Annotated in this window: 15 protein-coding genes; 7 read left to right on the top strand and 8 right to left on the bottom strand. The window is 57.5% G+C overall.

Annotation, left to right across the window (positions count from 1 at the left end; translation table 11 throughout):
* Positions 1 to 17 precede the first annotated feature (17 nt).
* Positions 18 to 1,478, bottom strand: a complete 1,461-nt coding sequence (locus tag QZ869_RS08010; RefSeq protein WP_296103968.1) for a YdiU family protein — start codon at positions 1,476 to 1,478, stop codon at positions 18 to 20.
* Positions 1,479 to 1,772: 294 nt separating this feature from the next.
* Between QZ869_RS08010 and QZ869_RS08005 the strand changes: the two genes are divergently transcribed.
* From QZ869_RS08005 to QZ869_RS07995, 3 genes are all read left to right on the top strand, one after another.
* On the top strand, positions 1,773 to 3,488 hold the full coding sequence (locus QZ869_RS08005) for a GH32 C-terminal domain-containing protein (RefSeq protein WP_296077678.1): 1,716 nt from the start codon (positions 1,773 to 1,775) through the stop codon (positions 3,486 to 3,488).
* Between the two features lie 62 nt (positions 3,489 to 3,550).
* A complete protein-coding gene (locus QZ869_RS08000) occupies positions 3,551 to 3,721 on the top strand; it encodes a hypothetical protein (protein ID WP_296015574.1) in 171 nt (56 codons plus the stop codon).
* A 29-nt stretch (positions 3,722 to 3,750) separates the two neighbouring features.
* On the top strand, positions 3,751 to 3,999 hold the full coding sequence (locus QZ869_RS07995; protein ID WP_296082421.1) for a hypothetical protein: 249 nt from the start codon (positions 3,751 to 3,753) through the stop codon (positions 3,997 to 3,999).
* Positions 4,000 to 4,037: 38 nt separating this feature from the next.
* Here the strand turns inward: QZ869_RS07995 and QZ869_RS07990 are convergent, their stop codons facing one another.
* From QZ869_RS07990 to QZ869_RS07970, 5 genes are all read right to left on the bottom strand, one after another.
* Positions 4,038 to 4,238 (bottom strand): heavy-metal-associated domain-containing protein, encoded by a 201-nt coding sequence (locus QZ869_RS07990; RefSeq protein WP_296103844.1) that lies wholly within the window; start codon positions 4,236 to 4,238, stop codon positions 4,038 to 4,040.
* On the bottom strand, positions 4,231 to 4,659 hold the full coding sequence (gene cueR / locus QZ869_RS07985; RefSeq protein ID WP_296103841.1) for a Cu(I)-responsive transcriptional regulator: 429 nt from the start codon (positions 4,657 to 4,659) through the stop codon (positions 4,231 to 4,233). The genes QZ869_RS07990 and cueR overlap by 8 nt, the downstream gene beginning before the upstream one ends.
* Entirely contained in the window at positions 4,656 to 7,181 is a 2,526-nt protein-coding gene (locus QZ869_RS07980) for a heavy metal translocating P-type ATPase (protein ID WP_296103839.1), read from the bottom strand. Before QZ869_RS07980 ends, cueR begins: the two co-directional genes overlap by 4 nt.
* A 179-nt stretch (positions 7,182 to 7,360) precedes the next feature.
* Positions 7,361 to 8,179, bottom strand: a complete 819-nt coding sequence (gene blaOXA / locus QZ869_RS07975; protein ID WP_296082410.1) for a class D beta-lactamase — start codon at positions 8,177 to 8,179, stop codon at positions 7,361 to 7,363.
* 150 nt (positions 8,180 to 8,329) lie between these two features.
* Positions 8,330 to 8,809 (bottom strand): YcgN family cysteine cluster protein, encoded by a 480-nt coding sequence (locus QZ869_RS07970; protein WP_296037035.1) that lies wholly within the window; start codon positions 8,807 to 8,809, stop codon positions 8,330 to 8,332.
* 183 nt (positions 8,810 to 8,992) lie between these two features.
* Between QZ869_RS07970 and QZ869_RS07965 the strand changes: the two genes are divergently transcribed.
* A complete protein-coding gene (locus tag QZ869_RS07965; RefSeq protein WP_296077688.1) occupies positions 8,993 to 11,158 on the top strand; it encodes a transglycosylase domain-containing protein in 2,166 nt (721 codons plus the stop codon).
* Between the two features lie 173 nt (positions 11,159 to 11,331).
* Here QZ869_RS07965 and QZ869_RS07960 read toward each other — a convergent pair whose 3' ends face one another.
* Positions 11,332 to 11,907 carry a DUF805 domain-containing protein gene (locus tag QZ869_RS07960; protein ID WP_367115322.1) on the bottom strand — a complete coding sequence of 192 codons (576 nt, stop codon included), beginning with the start codon at positions 11,905 to 11,907 and terminating at the stop codon, positions 11,332 to 11,334.
* Positions 11,908 to 12,258: 351 nt separating this feature from the next.
* On the opposite strand from QZ869_RS07960, the gene QZ869_RS07955 reads away from it, so the two are divergent.
* Both QZ869_RS07955 and QZ869_RS07950 read left to right on the top strand, forming a co-directional pair.
* Positions 12,259 to 12,690, top strand: a complete 432-nt coding sequence (locus QZ869_RS07955; RefSeq protein ID WP_296103836.1) for a DUF2231 domain-containing protein — start codon at positions 12,259 to 12,261, stop codon at positions 12,688 to 12,690.
* Between the two features lie 2 nt (positions 12,691 to 12,692).
* Positions 12,693 to 14,171, top strand: coding sequence for a sorbosone dehydrogenase family protein (locus tag QZ869_RS07950; protein ID WP_296103833.1), 1,479 nt, complete (start codon positions 12,693 to 12,695; stop codon positions 14,169 to 14,171).
* A 133-nt stretch (positions 14,172 to 14,304) separates the two neighbouring features.
* On the opposite strand, the gene QZ869_RS07945 is transcribed toward QZ869_RS07950, so the two are convergent.
* Positions 14,305 to 14,712: a DUF1801 domain-containing protein gene (locus QZ869_RS07945; RefSeq protein ID WP_296103966.1), complete on the bottom strand. Its 408-nt coding sequence runs from the start codon at positions 14,710 to 14,712 to the stop codon at positions 14,305 to 14,307.
* A gap of 281 nt (positions 14,713 to 14,993) precedes the next feature.
* Here QZ869_RS07945 and QZ869_RS07940 point away from each other — a divergent pair, with 281 nt between their 5' ends.
* A complete protein-coding gene (locus QZ869_RS07940) occupies positions 14,994 to 15,332 on the top strand; it encodes a hypothetical protein (protein ID WP_296101020.1) in 339 nt (112 codons plus the stop codon).
* The last annotated feature ends 146 nt before the right edge of the window (positions 15,333 to 15,478 follow it).

The following is a 15,478-nucleotide window of genomic DNA, read 5'->3' as shown; positions in this document are numbered from 1 at the left end:
TCGCTTTGGATGTCTGCTTAGGTTCCGCAGAATGTACGAAAGACCCGCTCGTGGTTCATCGGGGCCTGCATGTAGACGGCGTAGTCGGGTCGTTCCTCGAAAGGGCGCGCGATCGCCTTCAACATTTCATGGAACGGCTCAAAATCGTCATCCTCTACGGCCGCTGCGATGACTTCCTCGATGCGATGGTTGCGCGGAATGACGGCAGGGTTGACAGCACGCATGGCTTTAGCCTGCTCATCGCCAGAACGCCCCTCCTGAGCAGAACGCGCTTGCCAGCGTTTCAGCCATTCATCAGCGGCGGCAATGTCGATAAACATGCCACGGAAGGCCTCCGCTTTACCTTGCGCTGCACTGCAAAGGCTGCGGAAGGTCAAGGTGTAGTCCACCTCGGAACGCTGCATCAGTGCCAACAGATCCTGAACCAGTTGCTCATCGCCCTCCGCCTCGCTCGCTAGACCGAGCTTGGCGCGAATACCGGCAAGCCAGCGCTTTGGAAAAGCCTTGGCAAAATCGGCAAGCACGCTGTTCGCAAGATCGACGGCCTTGTCCTGATCTTCATCCAAAAGCGGCAGGAGGCACTCGGCAAGCCGTGCGATATTCCATTGCGCTATGCCTGGCTGGTTGTTGTAGGCATAGCGCCCCTGGGCATCTATCGAGGAAAACACCTTGTTGGGATGATACTCATCCAAGAAGGCACAGGGGCCGAAATCGATCGTCTCGCCGGACACGGCCATATTGTCCGTGTTCATCACGCCATGGATGAAGCCTACCATGAGCCACCGGCAGACGAGATCGCACTGCCGTTCGGCGATCGCCTGCAACATGGCGAGATAGGGCCTTTCAGCCTGGCGTGCTTCTGGATAATGCCGATCGATGACGTGGTCCGCCAGTGTTTTCAACCCTTCGCCATCTTCCCGCGCTGCAAAGAACTGGAAGGTCCCGACGCGCACATGGCTTGCCGCCACCCGGGTAAATACGCCACCGGGAAGCCCGATCTCACGCTGGACACGCTCGCCGGTCGTCACCGCGGCAAGCGCCCGCGTAGCAGGAATGCCGAGCGCAAACATAGCCTCTGACACGATATACTCACGCAGGACAGGTCCAAGAGCCGCACGTCCATCGCCTCTGCGAGAGAAGCGCGTTGGACCGGAACCTTTCAACTGGATATCACGCCGCCCGCCCTTTCGGTCCAAGACCTCACCCAGAAGAACGGCACGGCCGTCGCCCAACTGGGGCACGAAATTGCCGAACTGATGTCCGGCATAAGCCATGGCCAACGGCTCGGCACCCTGAGGCACCGCATTACCGGAGAAGATTGCAGCCAGACGCTCATCGTCCACACCATCCAAATCGATCCCGAGTTCTTCCGCCAAGGCGCGATTGAACGCGATAAGCCGCGGCGCCTTGACCGGCGTCGGAAGAACCGCAGCACTGAAACGTTCAGGCAGACGGGCATAGGAATTGTCGAATTGGATCACAGGCTTGCTCCCTTTGCCCTTATATTGTGTCTGGGTGCCGCTTTTGCCAGTGTCGTGGTCGACGCGGTTCAAGACCTTTTGTAAGCACCTGGTGTCGGCGTCTTCGGGAAAATGGCCGTCAAATTGAGCTGTTTCTTGGTCCACACCAAGAGAAATTTTGGCGGCTGACACCGAGAAATCAGAGTGCCCGCCCCCTGCTGATGCCCCGTCGCCCCGTTTCGGCCAGTGAACTTTACCCTGCCATTTTCATTCCTATGATTGAGGCTGATTTGGTACAGGAAGGATATTGGAATGAATGACATCGCTGCTCCTGCCGAAAGCGAAAGCGCAATCCGCACCATTCACACCGATCTTCCCGTCAATGCCATTTTTCATGTCTGGCTCAAGGCGAAGAAACCGGAAGATCCGGGCGCGGTTTCGTTTTCCAACGCCAATGGCAAGTTCGGCGAAGTTTCGTCCTCCAATTTGGAAGAGTACAGCTTTCGCATTTACCACGTCTTCGGAGGCGGGCGGGTCGATATCAGCTACGACACGATGACGACAGCTGTTTCGGTGATCTACTGGTTCATCGCGTCCGATGTGCTGGAAACGGGCATCACCGTCGTCCATACCAAGCCTGACAATGCGCCACCGGATTTGCCCGACAGTTACCACTTCCGCCCGCCCTTCGGCTGGATGAACGATCCGAACGGCTTTGGCCGCTTTGAAGGGCATCCGCATCTTTTCTACCAGCACTACTCCCACGGGCTGCGCTGGAACACCATGCATTGGGGTCACGCGATCTCTTCCGATTATCTGCGGTGGCGGCACCTGCCGATCTTTCTGTTCCCATCGGAGGACCTGACAACCAGGCCAGACAAGCGCGGTGGCGCTTTCTCGGGCTCGACAATCCCTCTGGTTGAAGGAACGGGCATCCGCGTCTTCTTTACCGAACAGGTTCAAGATCGCATTCCTGAACAACAGATTCAGCTGACAGCAACCTCCTCCGATCTGATCACGGCGGGTCAGGCGCAGGTCATTTTGGGCAACCGTCCCGACGGACAGGGATTGACGCCGGACTTTCGCGATCCCTACGTGCTGCGTGGTCCGGACGGCAAATGGAAGATGCTGCTCGGAAGCCAGAGCGATAGCGGCGGCGTCATTCTCCTTTACGAAACACAGGATCCGACAGCCGCCTCCGGCTGGACTTATGTGGGCAAGCTGTGGGTGGAAACGCGCTACAAGACCACCGCTATCGAGTGCCCCTGTCTTCTTCCGCTGGATGGACCCGCCAATGCCCGCTCGACCCGCTGGGTACTGACCTATGGACTGATGCATTCGGAAGACCCCGCGACGGGGCGCAAGAACCTCACTATGGCCGATGTCGGCTGGTTCGACGGCAAGACCTTTACCAAGGAGTTCGGCCAGGAACTGGACTTCGGCACTGACAATTATGCCTTCCAGGCCTTTCTCGATGGTGACAGCATCGTCGGCATCGGTTGGCTGGCGAACTGGGCGGATGCCACACCGGAGATCGACTTTCCCACCGCCATGACCTTGCCAAGGCGGATGCATTTTTCCAACGGTGCGCTTCTCACACCCCCGATCGGCGCTGCGGAAAGCCTGCGACACCGCATTCTCGACCGGACAAGGCTGGCAGCGGGCGAGCGTGTCGACCTGTCGACGGGCGCGGTCGAGTTGCTGTTCGAACTGAACAAGCCCGGCCTGCCGTTCGAGTTGGAGCTCGATCATCCGGATGTGCGTCTTGGAGTGGTCAGCGACGAAAGAGGCCTTTGGATTCGCCATGAAGACGGTCGAGATGGGACGAAGCCCCGATATCTTGCTGAGGGCGCTCGACCCTACAGGCTGCGCATCTTCATCGACTATGGCTCCATCGAGGTGTTCGCCGACAAAGGGCGTTACGTCGGCACCAAACGTATCGCGAGCTTCAAACCGGTGCGAGCGGCACATCTGAAAACGAGCGAAGGCGTGGTGTCGCACGCCACTATCTGGAGCCTGAAACAGTAAATTCAGGAACCTTTGTCGAACTCACGTCTTTCCTGAACGAGCCTATCAAAAGGAGACTTATGATGACGCGGATTCAGGAAACCGACCCCGTTCACTTCCCAACTCAGCCTAATGAGAACAAAGGCGAGAAGCGCCGAGCGGGCAAAGGTATCGTCCTGGCGGTCGTCGGTATCGGCATCATGGCTTTCGTCATCTATATGGCGGCAATTCTGATTGCTACCGTCCAGTCGTAAAAAGACACGCTTTAAAACGGAGGAATACCATGGACCCGCGAGACCCGCTTCTGGAAAGTGAAGATGCATTGGATCAGGCCGTAACAGGCATCGATGTCGAGGAGCTTCCGGCCAAGGGAGAAATCCCGCAGGAGCTTGAGCACGACATTCAGGATGCCGAGCTCGAAACCGAAGACGATCCCTATCAAGAGAGTGATGAGGCGCTGCCAGACGACATGGAGGAGCGGGTCATCGATCGCAACCCGTCTCGCGAAGGCGGCGCTTTCGACGAGGTTTAACCTGCCTACAGGACTAGAATAAAACCGCTCGGAGCCGATCAACCAATGCGCTTCGGGCTGTACCCAACTTCCTCCATCGCCGCCATAGCTTTCTCACCGTCTTCCTCAACGATCACAGTGTGAGACGCCAGGTCGACACTGACGCCGACCCCCGGCATAGCCTCCGATAAGGCGCCCCGAATGGTCTTCTCGCAATGCGCGCATGTCATGTCCGCAACGTTGAACGTGGCCCTATTCATGATGTGTCCTTTCTGTGGTTTGCACTGATAAACTGGCTCCTGCCAGATCGTCCAATATCGGGCAGTCGGGGCGGTGGTCGCCTCCGCAGCAGTGTGCAAGATGAGACAGCGTCTTCACCATGCTCTTCATCTCGTCTATTTTGCGCTCAAGATCGGAGATGTGCGCCAACGCTATGTCCTTGACCGCAGAGCTTTCCCGCTCCTTGTCCTGCCACAGCTTCAGGAGTGCCTGAGTTTCCTCCAGCGAAAACCCTAAAGTTCTCGCGCGTTTGATGAAGCGCAGATTATGCACCTCCTGTTCGCCGTAGAGCCGATAGTTGTTATCTCCGCGCGTGGCGGGAGAGATCAGGCCGATCTGCTCGTAATAGCGGATCATCTTGGCAGAGACGCCGGAGGCCTGGGAGGCTTCACCGATATTCACGACCGGTCCTTTCCGCTTGAGACACGGGCGCCTTTAAGGCGCAGCGCATTAGCGACAACGAAGACGGATGAGAGGGCCATTGCTCCCGCTCCGATCATCGGCGACAATGTAATGCCGAAAGCTGGATAAAGGGCGCCTGCCGCAAGCGGGATGAGAACTACGTTATAGCCAAACGCCCAGAATAGGTTCTGTCGAATGTTGCGCATCGTAGCGTTACTCATTTCGATCGCGTGAACAACGCCCATCACATCGCCGCCGACCAGCACCACATCGGCACTCTCGATGGCGATATCCGTTCCGGTGCCGATGGCAATGCCGATATCGGCTTCGGCAAGCGCGGGTGCATCGTTGATGCCGTCACCTATAAAGGCGAGCACCTTGGCCTGCGCACGGAGGTCCTGGATCGCCTTCACCTTACCCTCGGGCAGCACGCCCGCGACGACCTTGCCGATTCCAACTTCAGCAGCGACAGCATTCGCCGTGGCTTCATTGTCGCCGGTGACCATGACGACCTCGACCCCCATGCCGTGAAGGGTCTTGATGGCATTGGCACTTGAAGGTTTCAAAGGATCGGCGACAGCGATCACCGCTGCCAGAACACCATCGATTGCAGCATAAAGAGGTGTTTTACCCTGCCTGGCAAGGCTATGTGCGGCTTCAGTGAACGGTGTGACGGACAGGCCGAGCCTCTCCATATATCGATCCGCACCGATCTCCACCTTGCAGCCGTCCACAACGGCGCTGATACCGTAGCCGGTCACGCTCTCGAAATTTCGAACATCCAGTGGCTTAAGCCTTGCAGGGATCGTAACCTGTTCTTTGGCTGCACGGGTGATTGCTTCGGCAATAGGGTGTTCGGAATGGGCTTCGACCGCAGCGACCATTTGCAGGACGTCTTTTTCTTCAAACCCATTTGCTACAATCAGGTCGGTCAACTCAGGTCGACCCTTGGTGACAGTGCCGGTCTTGTCGACCACCACGATATCCGCGCTGCGCAACTGCTGAAGCGCTTCCCCTTTGCGGAATAGCACGCCGAGTTCCGCTGCCCGCCCGGTGCCCACCATGATGGAGGTCGGTGTTGCAAGGCCCATGGCGCAGGGACAGGCTATGATGAGCACAGCAACGGCATTGATCAGAGCGAAGGTATAAGCGGGATCTGGACCAAAGATCGCCCATATAATGAAGGTCAGCACTGCGATGGCAATGACGGCGGGCACGAAAAGTGCCGTTACCCGGTCTACAAGAAGCTGGATGGGTAGCTTCGACCCCTGAGCGTGCTCCACCAGCCGGATGATCTGGGACAGCGTCATGTCGGCACCGACCTTCGTCGCCCGATATTTGAACGCGCCGGTCTTGTTGATCGTGCCTCCCACGACGCCAGCGCCTGCGACTTTTTCCACCGGAACCGGCTCGCCGGAAATCATCGATTCATCCACAAAGGAATGACCTTCGATGACCTCCCCGTCCACCGGTAGTCGCTCTCCGGGACGGATAACAACAATATCGCCTTCCCGAACCTCTTCTACCGCGATCTGACTCGTCTCGCCGCCACGCTCTACCCGTGCAGCCTTGGCTTGAAGGCTGGCAAGCTTGCGGATTGCATCACCGGTTTTGCCGCTGGCACGCGCTTCAAGCAACCTTCCGACGAGGATCAGGGTCACGATTACCGTAGCGGCCTCATAATAGACATGCCGGGCATTTTCCGGCAGCAGGTCGGGGGCAAATGTCGTGACGATAGAATAGAGATAGGCCGCGCTGACGCCGAGCGCGACGAGCGAGTTCATCTCCGGCGCACCATGAGCCAGGGCCGGAAAGCCACTCCTCAGGAAGCGCCGACCTGGTCCGAACACAACCGCTGTCGCCAGAAGGAAATAGAAATAATAAAGGTTTTGCGTGTCGATAACACCCATCAGCCAGTGGTGCATCGGGGGATACACATGCCCGCCCATTTCGAGCACGAAGAGCGGCGCAGTCAGCACGGCGGCGATCGTCGTGTCGCGCTTCAATGTCGCTTCGTCACCTAAGTGGTGATTATGATCGTGCGCAGAGCCGATCGAATGGGAATGGTCGCCGTGTGCGTCTTTGTTGGCGGAGAGCGTAAAGCCAGCAGCCCGTATGGTTTCGATCAGCAGATGACGTTGATGCGGGCCGCCCATTGTTTGCACAACGACCTTACCGTCGGCATCGACATCCGCATTGACGATGGTTGCCAACGCTTCGAGCTCGCCTTTCAGACGCTGGGCTTCTTCGCTACCTTCTACGCCATCGACAAAGAATTCGTGCCGCTCGGGCTCGATTTCATAACCGATCTTTTTCACCGCGGCAGCCAAAGTCCGGGCAGAAAAACCTTCTGCGGGCTCCACCGTCAGCTTCTTCGTTGCGAAGTTGACGGAGCTCGAAGCGACACCCGGAACCTTCGCTGCTGCGGTTTCCACACGTCGAACACAGGACGCGCAGGTCATGCCATCCACTGGAATGGACAGAGGCTCCTGCAACTGGTTCTGTCTCACGGTCTTGTTCATCGCACTCCCCTTTCGAGGCATTGGCTCAAGCGTCGCGGGCAAAACAGGGGTTGTTTCCAACCGGCGCAGCACCAATCTAGGGCTTCCCATTATGGGAAGGTCAAGGGAGAAAACAGTCTTTTGTGATGAGGCTATTGGATAAGGCCCCGACGGGTTAGCTCTGCCTTGGGCCAGGCGTCCTACCGGTGTGTCGCGTAGCGCTGGATATCGCGGAGAAATTCTGCGCGCACCACCTGCCCCATGGGCTGATCGGAGGGCTTGTCGCCGACACGCAGGCGAACGAAGACGATATGCTGGCCCTCCCGCTCCGCCCAGCCGACGAACCAGCCGAAGGGCCGGTTAGGATCGGGCTTGCCATCCGGCCCCTTCAAATTGCCGGTGCCCGTCGTGCCATGCGCACTCCAGGCTTCCGCGCCATCGAATACCGGTACGATAGCCTTTGTCTTATTCTGTGCATCGCGCGAAAATGGCAGGTTATTGGCCAGTAGACGGCGCATGAAACCCACTTGCTCTACCGGCGAGATTTCCAGTGATGTGCCGACCCACGCATCCGTCATGCCGTTGTCCTTGCCCGGTTCACCTGCAACGTCGCCATTGCCGAAGCCAAGCCGCCGGACGTAAGACGCAAACTTCTCCTGGCCGAGGCGACTGGTGATCTCGCGCGAGTACCAGCGGATCCCCTCCTTCTGCCATGTTGTGGGATCGACCTTCTTGCGCTCCTGAGGGGCTGCCTCCATCCCCTGCTGCCAGTCCCACGCAGGGTTGAACTCATCCTGTAAAATACCTGCATCGTAACCGATCAGTGCCAACGGGACCTTGAAAGTGGATGCGGGAGAAACCCGCCGGTCACAAGCGCCCTGTTGATTGATGACGGCGCCGGTTTCCACCGATGTCACAAGCGTACACTCGAATGGCTGCTGCACGACTTGAGCACGCGCCGGCTCGAAAACCGCTGCAATAAGGCAGATCGGAAGAAGAAGCGCTAGGCTATGGCGCATGCGGGGTCCTTGGTTGTCCGGCAAAGCATCATAACCATAACCGGGAACGGGTAGAAAAGAGAAGCTAGCGCAATACAGAGGGGATGCGGCAGGAATAGGACGGAGCGTGCGTGCGCGCAGGAAGAGACCTCAGGGTCCGACTCCCTACGCTCAACGTGGTTTTTGCGCTTCCGGACGCTCGCCCACCGTCAACGGCCAATCTACAACATAGTCTTCGAAGTCTTCTACATCGACGTCCTTCTCGTTGATCGTGCGACCACGCGCAGAGACACCCGCGACATGCACCGTTTCAGGATCGCCCGAAACCAGGTGATGCCACCAGTAGAGATCGTGTCCGTCGCGTACTAGAGCGTAGGCGCAGGTCGGTGGCAGCCAGCCAATTTCATCCACCAGCTTGAGATCGAGCTGGATGCAGTCTGGCACGGTCGCGCGCCGGTTGTCGTAGTCGGAGCAGCGACAGCTTGTGCCATCCAGAAGCTGGCAGGCGACGGAGGTGAACACGACCTCGCCCGTATCCCAGTCTTCCAGTTTGTTGAGACAGCAAAGGCCACAGCCATCGCACAGGCTCTCCCACTCGCTGTTACTCATTTGCGCCAGCGATTTGGTTTTCCAGAACGGCGCGTCACTCATCGTTAAGATTTCCGTTTCATTTTGCATCGTCGGGCCTCAAATAGAAAAGCCCGTTTTGTCTTATCGCCATTGGCCCGATTATAAGATAATTCTTAAATCCGGCGGAGTGGTGGTGAGGAATGACCCGCGCAAGGTTACCGCGTCAAGCGTTCGCTCGCCACATCGAACAGGAATACGTTTCAGGTGCAGGAAGACAACAACAAGAAGCCGGCGCGCCGTAAACGCCATATTCTGCTTCGGATCGATTCATGGATCGATTCCAGCCTGTGGACTGCTGCATCTCGCGCATTCGATTTCTGGGAAGAAGTGACGATCGCCTCCCGCAAGCTGCATGTGCGCGGATGGAAGAAATTCGTCGTCAACATGACCTGCAACGCGCTGACCGTCGGCACGGCTGGGTCCGTCGTTCTGTTGGCACTTGCCCTGCCCGCCTTCGAGGAAACCAAGAAGGACTGGCGCTATCGCGGCGACTTTGCCGTGACTTTCCTTGATCGCTACGGCAACACCATCGGCCATCGCGGCATCATTCATGAAGATTCCGTTCCGATCGACCAGATGCCGGATCACTTTATCAAGGCTGTTCTGGCGACCGAAGACCGTCGCTTCTTCGACCATTTCGGCATCGACTTCATCGGCCTTGCCCGCGCCATGAGCGAGAATGCCCGTGCAGGCGGCGTCGTTCAGGGTGGCTCAACGCTGACGCAGCAGCTTGCCAAGAACCTGTTTCTTACCAATGAACGATCACTGGAGCGCAAGATCAAGGAAGCCTTTCTGGCATTGTGGCTGGAAGCCAATATGTCGAAGAAGGAAATCCTCGCGCTCTATCTCGACCGCGCCTATATGGGCGGCGGCACCTTTGGTGCAGCAGCAGCGGCACAATTCTATTTCGGCAAGAACCTGACGGATGTGACACTGGCGGAATCCGCCATCCTCGCCGGCCTGTTCAAAGCTCCGGCAAAGTACGCGCCGCATGTCAACCTGCCGGCGGCACGCGCACGCGCCAACACGGTGCTTTCCAACCTCGTTCAGGGCGGATTGATGACTGAAGGTCAGGTCGTTGGCGCACGTCGTAACCCTGCAACCGTCATCGACCGCGAAGAGGTGCAGGCACCCGATTACTTCCTCGATTGGGCTTTTGACGAGGTGCAGCGTCTGGCCAAGGACGGCAAGATCAAGGACCATACGGTCGTGGTCCGCACCACAATCGATACCGGCCTGCAACAGGCTGCAGAGCAGGCGATGGAAGGCAGTCTTCGCGAATTCGGCGAAGGCTATAAGGTCAAGCAGGGCGCAATGGTGATGATCGAAAATGGCGGTGGCATCCGCGCCATGGTCGGTGGTCGGGACTATGGCGAAAGCCAGTTCAACCGCGCGACAGCGGCCCTTCGCCAGCCGGGATCGTCATTCAAGGTCTATACCTACTCCGCCGCCATGGAAAAGGGCTACAAGCCGGAGACGCTGATCTCCGATGCGCCGGTCACATGGCGCGGCTGGTCGCCGCAGAATTACGGCCGTTCCTATGCCGGCAAGGTAACGCTGCAGACCGCACTGGCGAAATCCTACAACACCGTACCGGTGCGTCTTGCCAAGGATGTGCTTGGCACGCAGATCATCGTCGACACGGCAAAAGCCATGGGCGTTGCAACGCCGCTTCGCAGCGACAAGACCATTCCACTTGGTACCTCAGAATTGACGGTGCTGGATCAGGCTACGGGCTACGCCGTCTTCCCGGCCAATGGCATGCAGTCGCGCCGTCATGGAATCGAGCAGGTTCTCGATTATGAAGGCAAGGTGCTCTACGACTTCGACCGCGACGAGCCGCCTGCGCATCGCGTGCTTTCAGAAGAGGCGACGTCCAAGATGAACCGCATGCTGGTGACCATTCCGGTGGAAGGCACCGCACGGCGCGGCGCGCTCGACAACGGCATCGTCTCCGGCGGCAAGACCGGCACGTCGCAGGCCTACCGCGATGCTTGGTATGTCGGCTTTACCGGCAACTACACGACAGCCGTGTGGTTCGGAAATGACGACTTTACCTCAATGAACAACATGACAGGCGGCGCACTTCCCGCCATGACCTTCAAGCGGCTGATGGACTACGCCCACCAGGGCATGGAACTGCGCCCTATCCCAGGCATCCAAAACCCGCTGCCGACAGGTTCTCGCCCGCAACCCGGCGCGAATGGAGCGCAGATTGCTTCCGCCGATGCAAGCGCGCTTCCGGCGCTCACACGCCCTCGCTCTCTTTCGGCCGAAGCCACCCGAATCCTACGTGCGGTTGGCAAGCAGCTGAAAGAGGCCTCGGCCCCTACTCTTGCACCGCAAAAGGTGGCCGAAGCCGGAAACTAGTGTGCCGGTCACACCTGAAGGAGCAATGTCACACCGCGGCCCAATCGAGGGATGCGAAAGTCTATAAGTATGGCGTGATGTATTCCCTTACACGCCTCATGCCTTGTCCTGCTTGAAGTCGCATCGCGACGGCATCCGACACGTTTGCACGACAGGCTGCCGTAAGTTTGAACTCAAGCAGACCCAAGTATCTTTCTCCTCTCTGTCTCAAACTCTTCCTGTGTCAGTGCGCCACTCTCACGTAGCTTCATGAGTTTTTCGAGCGCTTCAACGGTATCCTTGCCTGGTTTGACGGTCGTGCCTCGCGTCAACGCAGCTCCATCGGGTGCCGGCGTGCAGTACCACACGATCAAAACCACCCAGCCGATAGGCAAAATGAGCCAAAGAAGCTGATGCCATCCACTGCGATTGATGTCGTGAAGGCGCCGGGTATTTTGCGCTATAGTCGGCGTAATCGTGGCGAACGAAAATACGATGCTAAGAAGCCCGGACCGATCGATTACGTTAAGGACGGTAGAGGCCAAAATCAAAAACAAGACACAATACCAGAATTCCGACCGGCTCGCACGCGTCGAAAAATTGGTGTAGTTTTTGAAGAAGGTCGATACCGCCGTTACAAAATCCATGGCGTATGGCAAGCCACCGAAGCGGTTGGGACCTGGAGGTGGACTTCTCATCGCGAAAATCACCGGAATGATGGCGATAATGCCGATTGCGATCACCCAGTGCCAAATCGAAAAACTACCCATGCCAAGCCCTTGAATGCGTCTGCAAAGCCTTGCTCATGCAAGCAAAAGCTTCGCTCTACATCTCCATCTGCGGCCCTTACCTTCGCTAATCGATCTCGATTGTTGGGTGGTGCTGCAGATACCCAAAAATGCAATCTTGGGGCTGTTCATGTGGGGAGTACAACACTCGATCGTGCGATTTTTGTATTGAGCGACGTTTTTCCACACGAATAATCGACAGACATCTCTAAGTGTGTCTGTAAGTACGACAATTGCAACCAGATGACCTCTTGAACCGTTCGCAACATCATAGTGGCGCTCAAAGCCTATTGGCACGAGAGCGCTCCCTTCAATACCGGTTGGAGCAATGACATGAGTGATGCATCCCACAGGGAAGCTTCCGCCTATCCTTTCCAGTTGCTGTTCGTGCCTTTTCCGTTCGTGTGCTTTTCTCTGGCGCTTGCAACGGACATTGCCTACTGGCGCACAGCCAATCTGATGTGGTCAAATTTTTCAGCATGGCTTTTATTTGCGGGACTGGTCGCTGGCGGCATCGCAATTCTCGCCGGTCTTATCGATCTGCTTCGCCGGCGCACGCGGCCCATGCGCCCGTCCTTTGCTTCCATCGTCCTCTTTATCGTGATGCTGCTGCTCGCTTTCACCAACAGTCTCCTTCATGCCGGTGACGGCTGGACGGCAGTGGTCCCTTACGGACTTTTGCTTTCGGCCATCACCTTTGTCGTGTCGCTGATGGCGGTTTCCGCCTCTTCCCGAAAGTACACGCGCCTGGCCTGGAGAGTATAATCATGGTTTCTCGCATTCTCACACCCGTCCTAGTGCTTGCGGGCGTTGCACTTGTCCTTCCTGCGTGCAGTGACCAGAACGACAATTTCGACATCTCGCAGCAGATCGGTCCCGATCCTGTTTTGCCGGAGCCAGCCATGAGCCTGATTCCCGACCTGAAGGTCGCGGAGGTCGTCGGTTGGAAGGATGGTGAAATGCCGAAGGTGCCGGAAGGGCTGAAGATTTCCGTCTACCAGAAGGATCTCGTCAACCCGCGCACTGTTCATACCTTACCAAACGGCGATGTTCTTGTGGTTCAGTCGCGTGGGCCACAAGGCGGACAGTCCTCGTCGCGCCCAAAGGACATCATTCGCGGCTTCATCATGTCGATCGCGCATGGCGAAACTGGCGGACCGCCGAAGGAAAGCAATATCATTACCCTGCTTAAGGACACCAACCGGGATGGCACGGTGGACGAGCGCCACGATCTTTTGAAAAAGCTCGACTCCCCCTTTGGGCTGGCCTTCGCCGACAATACGCTTTACGTGGCGACCGCCAATGAAATCCTCGCCTATCCGTATCAACTCGGTCAGAACGAGATAACCGCAGAGCCGCGTGTGCTCACTCAACTTCCGGGCGGACCGATCAACCATCATTGGACGAAGGACTTGGCGCTTAGCCCAGATGGCAAGTTCCTCTATGCGTCGGTCGGCTCGAATTCCAATATCGTCGAGAACGGGCTTGAAGCGGAAAAGAACCGCGCCGCCATTCTTCAGGTCGACCGCCAGACAGGAGCGTGGAAACTCTTCGCCTCAGGCCTGCGCAATCCCAACGGCCTTGCCTTCAACCCGCAGAGCAAGGAGCTTTGGGCCGTCATCAACGAACGCGATGAACTCGGTCCCAATCTTGTGCCGGACTATATGACATCCGTCAAGGAAGGCGGATTTTACGGGTGGCCATGGAGTTACTATGGCAACCATGTGGACAATCGTGTCCATCCGCTGCGGCCCGACATGGTGGAAAAGGCGATCAAGCCGGATTACGCTTTGTCCAGCCACGTCGCTGCGCTCGGGCTTACTTTTTCGTTGAACTCCGCCTTGCCTGCGCCGTATAAAAACGGTGCCTTCATCGGAGAACATGGCAGCTGGAACCGTACTGCCTTCAACGGCTACCGCGTCACTTTCGTGCCGTTTGACAACGGCAGGCCGGTCGGGAAAACGCAGGACGTGGTGACAGGATTTATCCAGGGTGACAAGGCCAGGGGCAGGCCTGTTGGCGTCGGCATAGACGGCACCGGCGCGCTGCTTGTGGCGGATGACGCAGGCAACACGGTTTGGCGTGTGGCAGCCGCCGACGGCACTGTCACTCCCGCGCCTATCGCGACGGACGATGTCTCGGGCTCCTCTGTAAGCGCAGCACCACCTGCAGCGCCTGCGGGCTCTGCTCAGCCGGCACAACCCTCGATGCCTGCGGCTACAGGACAGCCAGCACCCGCCAATTAAAGCGCTGCGCGTCCCCTGGTGCGCATAAATGACGCTCCGTCTTCTTTAACACCGCATCGTCCCGAACGATGCGGTGAGACAGCGACAGTCAAGCGTTTCGCGCCCGCGACATAATACCGTTGAGAACGCCTGCTTATCGTGTTCGACCGCGTTCTGCGGCGCGCGCCTCGTTAAACGCTATGGCGCGCGCTATGAGCGCACTCAAAGCCTCTTCATCGACCTCCTCACCTTCGCGAATGTCGATGGCTCGACGCGTGTCGCCTTCAAGCGACGCGTTGAAAAGACCAATTGGGTCTTCCAAGGACGCACCGTGAGCAAACGTCATTTTGACGATGAAGCGATATGTCTCTCCGGTACAAATTATACCGTCACGAGACCAGACCGGCACGCCCCGCCACTTCCAGTCCTCCGTTACCCGTGGATCCGCGGCCCGGATGATCGACCTGATCTTCGATAATACCTCCGCCCGCCAATCGCCCAACTCCGCAATGCGCGCGTCGATCAAACGGGACGCGGGAGAGCTGTCCTCATCCCCCTGCATCACGTCCGCGGCAAGACCGGAAAGTTCAGCAGAAATCATATGTTTTCCTTCGCTCCGAGAACGCCGCCTCTTTCAGCATTGGCATATACGAACTCTGCCAGAGTCAACAAACGGCTTAAAGTAGCCCCTAGTCAGAATAGACGCCTGCACAATGGCAAAATCCCAAAAAAGGTTCGCCCATCAATCGCGAAATCCAAGAGGCTTCGCTGTAGGATGGCTTGAAACTCCAATACGAAACCGTCCAATGGAGTTCAGTGATAACATGGCTTTCGGGGGGGACAATCATGAAAAAATTGAACACGATACTCACCGCTGTGGCAGCTCTTGTGTGCGCGTCCGCAGCGGCACATGCAGACGATCTGACGTTCACGCTGAAGAACGGCACTAACTCGGTTTTGACGCGGTTCTATACATCACCGGTCGGCGTCAACGAATGGGAAGACGACGTCTTTGGCGAGCAGGTTCTGGAGCCTGGCGAAAGCATCGAGATCACCATTGCAGATGGCCGCACGGTCTGTCGTTACGACATGCGCTTCGAGTTCGAGGAAGGCTCCGATCTCGATACGACCGAGGATAGACAGGACCTGTGCAAACTTGGTTCCTATACGATCCACGAGTAAGCCTCACCTGGTTAACGCCCAGCATGTCGGCAGCTTTGCGCTGCTTCCTCGTGCATCGAATGGTTCGGTATATGTGGGACCTGTGTGTCATGCGGCATGCGTCATTGAAGGTGCGGACGTGACGGCGACAGTGCCGCTGCCACCTC

Origin of the sequence: uncultured Agrobacterium sp., from assembly GCF_913777885.1 — a bacterium.
In the GTDB taxonomy this organism is placed as follows: Bacteria; Pseudomonadota; Alphaproteobacteria; order Rhizobiales; family Rhizobiaceae; genus Agrobacterium.
This window is presented reverse-complemented; position numbering and strand designations above follow the sequence as displayed.